10 protein-coding genes are annotated in these 13,596 nt (G+C 62.3%); 6 read left to right on the top strand and 4 right to left on the bottom strand.

The window, feature by feature from the left end; all coding sequences use genetic code 11:
* From ACR0DA_RS00780 to ACR0DA_RS00795, 4 genes are read left to right on the top strand one after another with little or no spacing between them, the layout of a single operon-like run.
* On the top strand, positions 1–1,545 hold the full coding sequence (locus ACR0DA_RS00780) for a trimethylamine methyltransferase family protein (RefSeq protein ID WP_480752616.1): 1,545 nt from the start codon (positions 1–3) through the stop codon (positions 1,543–1,545).
* A gap of 1 nt (position 1,546) precedes the next feature.
* Positions 1,547–2,233: a TetR/AcrR family transcriptional regulator gene (locus ACR0DA_RS00785; protein ID WP_480752618.1), complete on the top strand. Its 687-nt coding sequence runs from the start codon at positions 1,547–1,549 to the stop codon at positions 2,231–2,233.
* Complete coding sequence (locus tag ACR0DA_RS00790; protein ID WP_480752620.1) at positions 2,220–3,524, top strand: NAD(P)/FAD-dependent oxidoreductase; 1,305 nt, start codon at positions 2,220–2,222, stop codon at positions 3,522–3,524. The genes ACR0DA_RS00785 and ACR0DA_RS00790 overlap by 14 nt, the downstream gene beginning before the upstream one ends.
* Before the next feature lie 54 nt (positions 3,525–3,578).
* On the top strand, positions 3,579–4,310 hold the full coding sequence (locus ACR0DA_RS00795; protein WP_170357064.1) for a hypothetical protein: 732 nt from the start codon (positions 3,579–3,581) through the stop codon (positions 4,308–4,310).
* Here ACR0DA_RS00795 and ACR0DA_RS00800 read toward each other — a convergent pair.
* On the bottom strand, positions 4,298–7,726 hold the full coding sequence (locus tag ACR0DA_RS00800; protein WP_480752622.1) for an indolepyruvate ferredoxin oxidoreductase family protein: 3,429 nt from the start codon (positions 7,724–7,726) through the stop codon (positions 4,298–4,300). The two genes, ACR0DA_RS00795 and ACR0DA_RS00800, sit on opposite strands and share 13 nt — an antisense overlap.
* A 139-nt stretch (positions 7,727–7,865) precedes the next feature.
* Between ACR0DA_RS00800 and ACR0DA_RS00805 the strand changes: the two genes are divergently transcribed.
* A complete protein-coding gene (locus ACR0DA_RS00805; protein WP_254433925.1) occupies positions 7,866–8,327 on the top strand; it encodes an Lrp/AsnC family transcriptional regulator in 462 nt (153 codons plus the stop codon).
* Here the strand turns inward: ACR0DA_RS00805 and ACR0DA_RS00810 are convergent, their stop codons facing one another.
* Entirely contained in the window at positions 8,328–8,720 is a 393-nt protein-coding gene (locus ACR0DA_RS00810) for a DUF3307 domain-containing protein (protein ID WP_093964572.1), read from the bottom strand.
* A 215-nt stretch (positions 8,721–8,935) separates the two neighbouring features.
* Between ACR0DA_RS00810 and ACR0DA_RS00815 the strand changes: the two genes are divergently transcribed.
* Positions 8,936–11,932, top strand: coding sequence for a cyclic nucleotide-binding domain-containing protein (locus tag ACR0DA_RS00815; protein ID WP_480753893.1), 2,997 nt, complete (start codon positions 8,936–8,938; stop codon positions 11,930–11,932).
* Positions 11,933–11,937: 5 nt separating this feature from the next.
* Here ACR0DA_RS00815 and ACR0DA_RS00820 read toward each other — a convergent pair whose 3' ends face one another.
* The gene (locus tag ACR0DA_RS00820; RefSeq protein ID WP_170340532.1) at positions 11,938–12,225 is read right to left on the bottom strand and encodes an ArsR/SmtB family transcription factor; all 288 of its coding nucleotides are present in this window, start codon (positions 12,223–12,225) and stop codon (positions 11,938–11,940) included.
* 115 nt (positions 12,226–12,340) lie between these two features.
* On the bottom strand, positions 12,341–13,573 hold the full coding sequence (locus tag ACR0DA_RS00825) for a mandelate racemase/muconate lactonizing enzyme family protein (protein WP_480752624.1): 1,233 nt from the start codon (positions 13,571–13,573) through the stop codon (positions 12,341–12,343).
* Positions 13,574–13,596 lie beyond the last annotated feature (23 nt).

Here is a 13,596-nt window from a genome sequence, read left to right on the forward strand (position 1 = left end):
GTGGCGGCCCGGGGCAGGGATCGGCGAAGGCGGGGCCGGGGTGCGGAGTCCGCACCCGCGACCCATCGGGACGTGAATTATCGCCAGTTGCGCAACCCGTTTCCGGTGATGGAGGTCTTTCCCGTCGACCAGATCGCCGACATGCACGAAACCGCTCTGCGCACGCTGGAGGAACTGGGCGTCAAGGTCCTGCTGCCCGAGGCGCGGCGCCTCTTTGCCGCTGCAGGCGCGCGGGTCGATGAAGACAGCCAGATGGTGTTCATCGGCCGCGATCTGGTCGAGGCTGCGGTGGCCTCGGCCCCGAAATCCATCGCCTGCCGGGCAGGGGCGCGGCATCGCGACTTTACGCTGGAACTGGGCAGCCTTGTCTTCCAGCCCGGCGCAGGCGCGCCCAATGCCACCGATCTGGAACGCGGCCGCCGCCCGGCCAGCGGGCAGGATTACCTCGAATTCCTCAAGCTCACCCATCATTTCGACGTGTTCCAGATGATCTCGCCGCAGGTCGAGCCGCAGGACGTGCCCACACACCTGCGCCACTATTTCACCACGCAGGCGCAGATGGAGCTGACCGACAAGTTCCCGTTCTTCTTCTCGCGCGGGACGCCGCAGGTGATGGATTGCTTCCAGATGCTGGCCGTCGCGCGCGGTCTGTCCGATGACGAGTTCCGCGCCCACCCGCATTGCTACACGATCATCAACACCAACAGCCCGCGCACCCTGGACATTCCGATGGCGCAGGGGCTGATCGATTTCGCCCGCCACGGTCAGATGTCGATCATCACGCCGTTCACGCTGATGGGGGCGATGGCGCCGATCACGGTTGCGGGCGCGATCACCCTGTCCCATGCCGAGGCGCTGGCGGCCCTGACGCTGACCCAACTGGCCAATCCCGGCGCGCCGGTCTGCTATGGCACCTTCACCAGCAATGTGGACATGAAATCCGGCGCCCCGGCTTTTGGCACGCCCTCGCATTTCCAGGCCTCGCTGGCGGCGGGGCAGCTGGCGCGCCATCTGGGCCTGCCGTGGCGGTCGGCGGCCGGGTCGGCTTCGAACGCCAATGACGTGCAGGCCGCTAATGAAAATCAGTTTGGGCTGTGGGGTTGCCTGATGGCGGGGGCCACCGTGATCATCCATTCGGCCGGGTGGCTGGAAGGGGGGCTGACCGTGTCCTTCGAAAAGCTGGTCTGCGATGCCGAGGTGCTGAACATGGTAGCCGAGCTGTGCGCAGGGGCTCAGGCGGGTTCGGCTGAGATCGGGTTCGACACTGCGCTGTGCGAGGTCGAGCCCGGCGGCCATTTCTTCGCCGCCAGCCAGACGATGGAGCGCTACACTACCGAGTTCTACGAACCGCACCTGCATGACTATGCCAACTTCGGTACCTGGACCGAACGCGGATCGGTCGATGCGAACCACCGGGCAACTGCGGTTTGGCGTGACATCCTGAACAATTTCGAACCACCCGCGCAGGACCAGCCGGGGCTGGACGCAATGCGTGATTTCATTGCCCGTCGAACCACCGAGGGCGGCGCGCCGCCGGAGAGTTGATATGAACAGCAAACCCATCCTGCATCGTGACGACCCCAAGGCCGAGCCTCTGGTCGGCAACGTCAAGGTCACGCGCGACGACTGGCTGAACGTGGCGATGGACGTGCTGATCTCGGACGGGGTCGAGCAGGTCAAGGTGCTGAACCTGGCCGAGCGCATGGCGGTGTCGCGGTCCTCGTTCTACTGGTACTTCAAATCCCGGCAGCACCTTCTGGATGCGCTGCTGGATCACTGGCAGGCCACCAACACCGCCGCCCTGATCGCGCAGGCCGAGGCCCCGGCCCAGACCATCACCGCCGCCGTCTGCAACGTGCATCGCTGCGTGGTCAACACCGCCCTGTTCGACACGGCGCTGGATTTTGCCGTGCGCGACTGGGCACGGCGTTCTGGCAAGGTGCGGCGGATGCTGGACCAGTCCGATGCGCGCCGCCTGGCCGCGCTGCGGGCCATGTTCGCCCGCCATGGCTATGAAGCGGTCGAGGCCGAGACCCGCGCGCGCGTGCTGTATTACATGCAGATCGGCTATGATCTGGCGCAGTTGAACGAGCCATTGGCGACGCGCCTGTCTCTGGTGCCGCACTACCTGTACGTCTTTACCGGGGTCGAGCCACGCCCCGAGGAAATCGAGGAATTCAGCGCCTATGCCAAGCGCTGCTGGGAGGGAGGATCAAGCCATGAGCCAGCCTGACGCAATCATTATCGGAACCGGCGTGATAGGCGCGGCCATCGCGTTCGAGATGGCCAAGGCCGGCTGGAAGACCCTGTCGCTGGACCGCAACGCGCAGGTGGGGCACGGCTCGACCGCCGGGTCCTGCGCGATCATCCGGATGCACTATTCAACCTTCGACGGCACCGCCTTTGCGTGGGAGGGCTATCATTGCTGGCGCGACTGGGCGGACTATCTGGGCCTGCCCGACGGAACCGATCTGGCGCAATTCCGCGAGACGGGCTGCTTGGTCATGAAGACCGAGGCCAACGGCCACCTGTCAAAGCACATGAAATACAGCGCCGAGTTGGATTGCCCTTTTGAGGAATGGTCGGCCGAACAGATTCTCGACCGCCTGCCGATCTATTCTCTGGACAGTTTTGCCCCGGCCAAACGGATCGACGATCCAGCCTTTGGTCAGCCCAATGGCAGCAGGATGCAGGGGGCGGTGTTCTGGCCCAAGGCCGGTTATGTCACAGACCCGGCCCTGTCCGCGCAGAACCTGATGCAAGCGGCCACGCAGCGCGGCGCGCAGGTGCGGACCGGGGCCGAGGTCGTCGAAATTCTGCAGGAAGGTGGCAGAGTCAAAGGCGTCAGGCTGGCCTCGGGCGAAGAGATTTACGCGCCGGTGGTGATCAACGTGGCCGGGCCGGGATCGTCGATCATCAACCGCATGGCGGGTGTGCTGGACGACATGACCATCGAAACCCGCCCGCTGCGGCAGGAGGTGGTCCACGTTCCCGCGCCGGAAGGGTTCGATTTCGAGCGTCAGGGAACCATCGTATCGGACGGCGATATCGCCTGCTACTGCCGGCCGGAACATGGCAACCATATCCTGATCGGCTCGGAAGACCCGGACTGCGACCCGCATCAGTGGTGCGAGGACGATGTGCACTACAACCACGACTTCACCGACCAGTGGACGACGCAGGCTATGCGATACGCGCAGCGCGTTCCCAGCCTGGGCATTCCGTCCAGAACGCGGGGAGTGGTCGATCTGTACGACGCCTCGACCGACTGGATCCCGATCTATGACAAGTCCAGCCTGCCAGGGTTTTACATGGCCTGCGGCACCAGCGGGAACCAGTACAAGAACGCGCCGATCGCGGGCAAGATGATGGTCGCGTTGGTCGAGTATTGCGAGGGCGGGGCGGATCACGACGCCCAGCCCCTGCAATTCGAGCTGCCCCATATCAAACGCACCATCGACGCGGGCTTTTACTCCCGCAAGCGACCCATCAACGAGGAAAGCAGTTTTTCCGTCCTTGGCTAGCCAAGCCGGACAAATGCGCTAGCTCTCTGGAAACACTGAGAAAGGGCGGGCGCGATGGCGGAGAATGACACCAAAGTTCTGATCTTGGGAAGTGCGCCCGCAGCGCTGGCGGCACGGGAATGGGCGCGTGGGCCGTTCACTCACATCGTGGTCATCAACAACGCCTGGCGCATCCGCGAAGATTGGGATTTCCTGATCCATCCCGAGGATTTTCCGGCCGAGAACCGTCCCGACTGTCTGACAGCGACACAGCGCATCGTGACGGCGCAGGATTATGTCCCGATCCAGAACGCGTATGGCGGTTTCGTCTATGCCGGAGGCACCATGGCCTTTACCGCCGGGTACTGGGCGCTGGGCGCTCTCAAACCATCGGTGATTGCCTTCTTTGGCTGCGACATGGTCTATCCGCGCTCGGGCAATACCCATTTCTACGGCCAGGGAACGGCCGATCCCTTGCGTGCTGACGTCACCCTGCGTTCGCTCGAGGCGAAATCGGCACGGCTGGCGCTGCTGGCGGCGCGTCAGGATTGCAACGTGGTGCGGTTGTCCGTTGGACCCAGCCGGCTGGTCTATCCGTCCGTCTCTCATACCGAAAAGATCCCCGAGGCCCGGCCGCGCACTGAACACGTCGATGCTCTGCTGCAGGCCGAGTACGAGGCGGGCTACATGGTGCCATCCGGCCGGTATTGGGAGGTCGAAGACCGGTTCAATCCAGCCGTTGTCGACCGGCTGGATGCGGCTTGGCTTGCGGCCTACAAAGCCTCGGCGCTGGATCAGGCGGCCTGAGCGCGCGGCGCGCGCAACAAGTCATCGACCTTTCGTCTGGCGGTCTCGGCCGCTTGTATCCGAACCGGGCCGTAACCGCGGATCTCGTCCGCGCAGGACAGGATGCTTTGCCACGTTTCGGTATCCCGATCCCCGTACTCTGCCACAAGGCGGTCCAACAGCCCCTGGTACCAATTCAGCAGATCGCGGTGCAGGCGCGCTTCGGCATGATAGCCAAACGGATTGAGAGCTGTTCCGCGCAGTGCCCGCATCTTTGACAGGCCCCGCAGAACCGGCTGCATCCAAGGTCCGAACGCCTTTTTCAGCGGTCGGCCCCGGGCATCCGTTTTGCGGCTCAGCAGGGGTGGGGCCATGTGGAAACGGACCGCAAAATCGCCCTCGAACTGGTTGGCCAGTTCCTTTGCGAAATGGTCCGAAGTCATCAGCCGCGCGACTTCGAACTCATCTTTGTAGGACATCAAGCGGAACAGGTTGCGAGCGACGCTGCGCAGCAGGGTCTCGTCAGCCTGCGGCAGCGCCGAGCGGAGGGCGGCGATACGATCGGCGTAGGCCTGCGCGTATTTCGCGTTTTGATACTCGGTCAGGTAGGCGGTACGGCGCGCAATCATCTGATCCAGAGTTTCTGCTGAACCAACGTCGTCGGAAGGCAGCGCCAGAACGTCCGGACGAACCGCCATGTTGCGCCCGATTGCAAAAGCCAGACGGTTCTTCTCGACAGCGACGCCGTTCAGCAGAATCGCCTGACCCAGCGCGACTTGCGATACCGGCACAAGACCGTGCTGCCACGCAAAACCCAGCATGATCACATTGGCAAACACGGCATCACCCAGCAGGGTTTCCGCCACCGCGTTGGCGTCGAAACCGAACAGGTTTTCCGCCCCGACCACGTTCTGAATGGCCTGTTCACGGGCATTTACCTGCAACTGAGCGTCGCGGCGCAGAACGATATCGCCGGTCGGCATCTCCGCCCGGTTCAGGACCACGCGCGTACCCTTGCGGTAATGTGCCGAGGCTTTGGGGGCCGAACTGACGACGACGTCGCAACCAATCACCGCATCGGCCGCGCCCTGATCAATGCGGACCTGGTTCAATGCGTTTGGAGTGTCGCCTAAACGGATATAGCTGAGAACGGTTCCGAATTTCTGTGCAAAGCCTGTGAAATCCAGGACCGAGGCGCCTTTCCCCTCGAGATGGGCCGCCATCGTGATCAGCGCCCCCACCGTTACCACACCCGTGCCGCCCACGCCGGTGACCAGCAGCTCGAACGGTTTGTCCAGGCGGGGCAGGGCAGGGTCGGGCAGCCCGTCCTCGAGTGTTGCCAGTTCCAGCTTTGCCATGCGTTTGCGGCGTTCGCCGCCTTCGATGGTCACGAAGCTGGGGCAGAATCCGTTGAGGCACGAGAAATCCTTGTTGCACGAGCTCAAATTGATCTTGCGCTTGCGGCCCAGCGGGGTTTCGCGCGGCTCGACGCTCAGGCAGTTCGACTCGACCGAGCAGTCGCCACAGCCCTCGCAGACCAGATCGTTGATCCAGACGAACCGCTTGGGGTCCTCCATCGTGCCGCGCTTGCGGCGGCGGCGTTTTTCGGTGGCGCAGGTCTGTTCATAGATCAGAACGGTCACGCCCGGGATCTCGCGCAACTCGCGTTGCAAGGTGTCCAGTTCGGCGCGGTCGTGGAACGTGGTTTCCGACGGGAAATCCGCGTGGTGGAACTTCGAGATGTCGTCCGAGACGACGGCGATCCGTTCCACGCCCTCGGCGCGGCAGGTCTGGGCGATGCCGGCGACGCTGACCGGGCCGTCCACCGGCTGGCCACCGGTCATGGCCACGGCGTCATTGTAGAGGATCTTGTAGGTGATGTTGGTCCCGGCCGCGACCGCCTGCCGAATCGCCAGCGAGCCCGAGTGATACCAGGTGCCCTCGCCGAGGTTCTGGAAGATGTGCTTGCCGCCGTTGAACTTGGACGCCACCACATGCGGCACGCCTTCGCCGCCCATCTGGGCATAGCCGACGGTGTGGCGATCCATCCACGAGGCCATGACGTGGCAGCCGATGCCACTGGCCGCGATCGAGCCGTCGGGCACTTTGGTCGAGGTGTTGTGCGGGCAGCCCGAGCAGAAATAGGGTGTGCGGGTCGCGCCCGGCACATTGATCAGTTGCGGCGGCTGGTCCGTCAGCGCCTTGGCCTTGGCGGGCAGGTCCTCTTCGGGGAAAAACCGGTGCAGGCGGTCGGCCACGATGGGCACCAGCATCAGCGGGCTGAGTTCACCCGTCCAGGGGATCAGCGGCTCGCCGTGGCTGTCGTATTTGCCCACCATCTTGTGCGGCTTGTCGCCGGGCCAGTCATAGAAATATTCCTTGAACTGGCTTTCGATGATGCCGCGCTTTTCTTCGACCACCAGCACCTCGGCCTTGCCCTTCACGAAGCGCAGCGCGTTGCGCCGCGCCAGTGGCCAGACCATGCCGACCTTGTAGATGTCGATGCCCAGACGGCGGCAGGCGGCCTCGTCCAGCCCCAGCAGGCGCAACGCCTCCATCAGGTCAAGATGGGCCTTTCCGGTGGTGACAAAGCCGAACTTGGCGTTGTCGATGTCATAGATGCGCCGGTCGATCGGATTGGCCTCGGCAAAGGCGCGCACGGCGCGCAGCTTGTGCTGGATGCGGGTCTCGATCTCGGACGAGGGCAGGTCGGCGGCGCGAACATGCAACCCGCCGGGGGGCAGCTCGATCTCGGGCAGGATGTACTGTCGGTCGGGGCGCAGCTCGACCGAGCGGGCGCTTTCGACGGTTTCCGAGATCGCCTTGAACCCGACCCAGGTGCCGGAAAACCGCGACAGTGCAAAGCCGTATTCGCCGAATTCCAGATACTCCTCGACCGAGGCGGGGTTCAGCGTGGGCATGAACCATGCCATGAAGGCAACGTCGGACTGGTGCGGCATCGAGGAGCTGACGCAGCCATGGTCGTCGCCGGCCACGACCAGCACGCCGCCCTTAGGCGCCGAGCCATAGGCATTGCCGTGCTTCAGCGCATCGCCCGAGCGGTCGACGCCCGGCCCCTTGCCATACCACATCGAGAAGATGCCTTCGAATTTGCACTGCGGGTCCAGCGTCGCCTGCTGCGCTCCCAGAACGGCGGTTGCGCCCAAATCTTCGTTCACGGCGGGCATAAACGTAATGCGGTCGGATTTCAGCCGTTCGCGCGCGCGCCACAGCTCCAGGTCCAGCCCGCCCAAGGGCGAGCCGCGATAGCCCGAGACGAACCCGCCCGTGTTCAGCCCTGCATCGCGGTCGCGCCGCGCCTGATCCATCAGGATGCGCGCCAGCGCCTGCGTGCCGGTCAGGAACACGCGACCCTCGGTCTGTTCGTACCGGTCTGTGAGTTGATAAGTGCGAAGAGTGCTGTCGTGGCGGCTCATGGCTTGGACCTGGATTGGCTTTAAGATTGAACAACTGTAGTTCGGTATTTGCGAAATGTTGTGCCAATGGGTCCGCAAGCTTGATATCATTTCGAAAAAATTTGCCGATAAACGCTAAGAAGACGAAAAGGTTTACCAAATGATGCAGCTGGACGACAGAGATCGCCGGATTCTGACCCTGCTACAAAGGGACAGCCGCGTGTCGAATGCGGACCTAGCCGACGCGGTCGGTATGTCGACCTCGGCCCTTTGGAGACGGGTGCGCGCATTGGAAGAGGCCGGGATCATTGAACGCTACGGCGCAGTCGTGAACCCAGTCGCGCTGGGGTTGGGGTTCGAGGCGATCGTACATGTGCATCTGACGCGGCATGATCCCGACAAGATCGTGGAGTTCATCCGGGCAATCGAAACCTGCAAGGAAGTTCAGGAATGTTTCGCAACGACCGGTCAGGCAGACTATCACCTGCGAGTGCAGTGTCCCGATCTTGCCGCCTACAACGTCTTTTTGGAGAGGTTTCTGTTTCGTTTGCCGGCCGTCGCAAGTGCACAGACGAATGTGGTTCTGCGCGCGGTCAAACGCAATCGTTTGGTCGAGTTCTGACTACCGCGCGACGAATTCAACCCAGGCCCAGGCCATCGCGATGTAAGTGAGGTTGTGCAGGCATTGATCCAAACCGGCGGCCCGCCAAAAGGCGGCCTGATCAGGTTGCAATTGTTTCTTGTCGGAATAGCTGGCTTTGGCGAAATCGATATTGAAATGCACAATCCACTCAAGCGCACCAATGATCAGAATGAACGAAAGCGGCGCGCCGAATATCAGGAAAACCACGACTGATCCCACAACATGCACCGCAGCATGCTGCGCGCGCCCGACATGCAGGTACTCCCCCCGCCCAGACAGCATCTTGGGCGTTTGGAGGTAGAAATCGGCAAACATGTGTTTGATCTGCAGTGCACACAGCAGAAGCAACACAGTGCCAAGTGTAGCAGGCAAAAACTACCCTCCCGATATCGTCCTGACCTTCAGACTAAGGGCTATGAGACAGGATCGCAAATGAACTAGTTCACACAAGTCGAAATAGTTTTCGCCTTGGAAACCATTTGCCTATCCAAGCGCGATTGCAGTACCGTCGTGCTGCTTTGACTGCGGCAGGATCGCTGCAAAACAGTTTCGGGTCACCAGTAGGGGCAGGGGCCATAGAACGTTCAATTTTTGGATTTATTTGGAAGTATTCCAAGCGTGATCAGCTTGTTCTGCTGGCCGTGACGGCAACTTTGTTCCCACTGCTGTACCTGACGCTTGAATTGCCCAAACGCATCATCAACGACGCAATCGGCGCCTCCAGCGAGATCGTGGATGTCTGGGGATACAGTCTGTCGCAGACGACGTTTCTGGTAATTTTGTGCTTCGCCTTTTTGGCGGCGGTGTTGGCGCATGGTTTGATGAAGATGCGCATCAACACGATGAAAGGCGTTCTCAGCGAACGAATGCTGCGCCGGTTCAGATACCAGTTGATCAATCGCGCACTGTTGTTTCCTCAACCCTATTTCGAGCGCGTCAGTCAGGGCGAACTGGTCTCGATGATCACCGCCGAAAGCGAGCCGATGGGCGGGCTGATGGGCGATGCGATCAGCCAGCCTGTCCTTCAGGCGGGGCAGATGCTGACAATCCTGTCCTTTCTATTCCTGCAAAGCGTCTGGTTCGGATTGGCTGCTGTCGCGCTGATCCCATTGCAGGCCTGGCTGATCCCGCGATTGCAGCGCCAGATCAACCTGTTGAACAAGCGCCGGATCCAAGAGGTGCGCGTACTGGCGGCTCAGATCGGCGAGAATGCAGCAGGCGCGGCAACCCTGCGGCAGAACGGCGGCTGGCGCCACCGCCGAGCGCTGATTTCAGATCAACTGTCCCGGCTGTTCAGCATCCGGTTCGAGATCTACCAGAAAAAATTCTTCATGAAGTTCATCAACAACTTCATCTCTCAATTGACTCCGTTCCTATTCTACCTGGTCGGTGGTTTGCTGGTTCTGCAGGGGTCAGTTTCGCTCGGTGCTCTCGTGGCCGCGCTCGCTGCCTACAAGGACCTCAGCTCGCCCTGGAAGGAACTGCTGACCTATTACAACCAGACACAGGACATGTCTCTGCGCTGGGAGGTGGTCATCGAACGGTTCGCCCCGAGCGGCATGCTGGATGAAAGCCTGTTCGAAGGCGAGCCCGACAGCCGACCGCACCTGAATGGCCCGATCGAGTTGGAGCAGGTCTCGGTGCGTGATCTGGATGGCAATCAGGTTCTGGATGATCTGAACCTGACCTTCCCTGCCGGCAAGACCATAGGGATCGCGGCCCCCAGCGAAGAGGACCGCCGGGCCCTGGCGGATCTATTGACCCGGGAGATCCTGCCAAGTTCGGGCCGGGTCGAAATCGGGGGTGTTAACCTGTCCTCGCTGCACCAGGCCGTCGTGGCGGCCCGGATCGGTCATGCCACATCGCGACCGGTGATGTTCCAGGGAACCGTTGGCGGCAACGTGATGATGCCGATGCAGCTCAGGCCTCTGACCGCTCCACCGGAGGACGCGGACCACCTTGAAACGCTGCGTGCGGGCAACAGCCCCGATCCCTTCCGGGCCACTTGGCTGGACCCTTCCCTGGCCGGGTTCGAAACGGCCGAGCAGCTGCGCGATTGGTGGTTGAAGCTGATCGACGGACTGGGCTCCGGGCCCACCTTGTTCCAACGTGGGGCCGAGTTGGGTTTCGATCCCGAAAAACACCCCGACCTTGCTGCCAAGCTGATCGATTTGCGGCCTTTGGTGCAGGACGCCGTCAAAAAGGCCGGTCTGGAGTCGCAAGCGCTGATCTTTGACCGCATGACGTACAACGCTGCACTGCCCGTTGCCGAAAACCTGCTGTTTGCTGTGCCGCGCGTGCAGGTGACTCAAGAGTTGCTGGCCCGGCAGACCGTTTTCCTCGGGCAGTTGCGTGAGTTGGGTCTGGATGAAACACTGGTCGGCCTGACACGTGACGTGATCGAAATGCTGCGTCAGATCTTTGGTCTGGACGGGACGGATCACCCGTTGTTCCGCAAGCTGGGTCTCGAGGCCGCCACCTACGAAGCCGCTGTCGACCTGGTAGAGAGGACCCGGGAAACCGGCGCATCGGGGTTGGACGATGACCAGTTGGCCAGCCTGCTGGCGGTGCCTTTCGTGATCTCGGCCGAACAGATAGGGCCGGCCTTTTCCGAAGAGCTCAAGAACCGCATCCTCGAACTGCGGCACAGCCATTCCGACAAGTTGATGGAGCGCCTGAACGACGTGTTCGAGCCGCTGGACCCGGCCACCTTTGCGCCCGGATTGACGGTTATGGAGAATGCGCTGTTCGGCAAGGTCAGCCAGATCGGGGGCGCGCGGTCGGACGAGGTTCGGAAAGTGATCGCAGACGTGCTGACCGAAAACGGAGCCCGTCCGCTGGTGGTTGAGCTGATCTACGATGTACCGGTCGCGCTGGGCGGGCAGAACCTGCCGGCCGCGCTGGCCGAGCCTTTGGCCTTTACCCGCGCGACAATCAAGAAGCCGGATATCCTGATACTGGAAAATGCGCTGGCGAGTTATGGCATGGACACGCAGGTGGCTGTGTTCAGAAACCTGCGAGAGCTGCTTCCGGACGCCACGATCATCTACCTGAACGAACAGTTCAAGAACCCCGGCGCTTTCGACATGTTTGTCGAGATCCGACAGGGGCGCGTAGTGTCCGATCAGGTTCCGTCGGATGTCGAAGGTGACAGTGCAGCCTCGGCGGACCTCACGCGAAAGCTGCGTGCCTTGGAACAGACGCCGCTGTTTTCGGGGCTGGATCGTCGTCAGCTGCGGCTGCTCGCCTTTGGTGCGCGCTGGTACGAGGCAAAGGCCGGCGAAGTCGTGTTCCTCAAGGATGACCAGCCGACCGATGGTGCCTACATGATCATCGACGGCGAAGCGGGTCTGTACCTGCCGCAGCCGCCCGAGGAGGATCGGCTGGTGACCCGCGTCGGCAGCGGCACCCTGGTGGGCGAACTGGGCCTGATCCGCAAAGAGCCCCGCGCACTCAGCATGGTGGCCGAAACCGATCTGACCTGCCTGCGTATCGGCGAGGAAGAGTTCCTGGCCGTGGTAGAAAACGATGCTGCGACCGCGTTCAAGCTGTTGCAGGTGATCGCAGGCTATGTATCACGCTGACAGGTTCAGGCCTGCGGGCTACAGAACAGGGAATGCATCAACTCGATCACCTGCTTGGCTTTGCCGTCGCGCAGCGAATAGTAGATCGTCTTGCCCTCTCGGCGGGTTGAAACCAGGCCTTCGGTTCGCAGACGCGCCAGCATCTGGCTGACCGCGGCCTGGCGCAACTTGAGCAAGGCTTCAAGCTCGCCCACCGAGCGTTCTCCGGCCGCGAGATGGCACAGGATCATCAAGCGGCCCTGATGCGCCAGCGTCTTGAGGAAAGCCGCTGCTTGCGCGGCGCTTTCCTCCATTTCCGAGGGCAATTCGGATTGTGGGGTCGTCAATTCGGCGTCAGTGAAAGTCACGTGGTACCTTGGGGATGGAAATAAGGGGTAGACGCAGTATGCACCAACTTGTCTGAAATTGTCATCCCTCGGTTGCCGGGGCCCCGCCCTGAAACGCATTGCCGTTGACATAGTCGCAGGGGGCTTCCTGCATCTGCAGGTGCAGACCGTCGCCGGAATAGGGGTGGGCACGGGCCAGTTCCTCGTCGACCTCGATGCCCAGGCCGGGGGCCGAAGGCGGCTCGACAAAGCCGTTATCGACCCGGATCGAGCCCTTGATCAGCTGGTCATGAAACGGCGTTTCGATGGTCTCGAGCAGCAAAAGGTTCGGGATCGAGGCCGCGAGATGGATGTTCGCGGCCCATTCCACCGGCCCGGCATAGAGATGCGGCGCCATCTGCGCATTGAAGACCTCGGCCATGGCGGCGACCTTCTTCATCTCCCAGATACCACCGGCCCGGCCCAAGGCGGGCTGCAGGATCTCGGCCGCGCCGGCGCGCAGAACCGCGCCGAATTCGGCCTTGGTGGTCATCCGCTCGCCCGTGGCCACGGGGATGCGGACACTGCGGGCGACGCGCGCCATGTCCTCGATCATGTCCGGGGGGGTGGGCTCTTCGAACCACAGCGGCGAACAAGGCTCGATTGCCTGCCCAAGACGGATGGCGCCCGCGGTGTTGAACTGGCCATGGGTGCCGAACAGCAGGTCGGCCTTGTCGCCCACGGCGTCACGGATCGCCTTGCAGAAGGCCACCGACATCGAGATGTCGGACATGGCCGGCATATGCCCTCCACGCATCGTGTAGGGGCCGGCGGGGTCGAACTTGACCGCGGTGAAGCCGCGCCGGACCATTTCGGCGGCGCTTTCCCCGGCCTGTTCGGGCGAGGTCCAGAAATCGGTCAAGTTGTGTTGGGGCAGCGGGTAGAGATAGGTGTAGGCGCGGATGCGGTCGTTCATCCGGCCGCCGATCAGAGCGTATACCGGGCGGTCCCGGTCCTTGCCCAGAATGTCCCAACACGCGATTTCCAGCCCCGAAAATGCGCCCATCACCGTCAGGTCGGGGCGCTGGGTGAAGCCGCTGGAATAGGCGCGGCGGAACATCAGCTCGATATTCTCGGGGTTTTCGCCGGCCATGTGGCGGTCGAAGACGTCACGGATGACGTGTTTCATTGCCTCGGGACCGACCGAGGAGGCATAACACTCGCCCCAGCCGGTGATGCCGGTATCGGTGGTGAGTTTCACCAGAATCCAATAGCGCCCGCCCCAGCCCGGCGCGGGCGGAGCGGTCACGATGATGTCGAGATCCTGCAGTTTCATCCGGTCTCCTCCCGCCGGTGGTC

The organism is Ruegeria sp. CI8 (assembly GCF_056536865.1).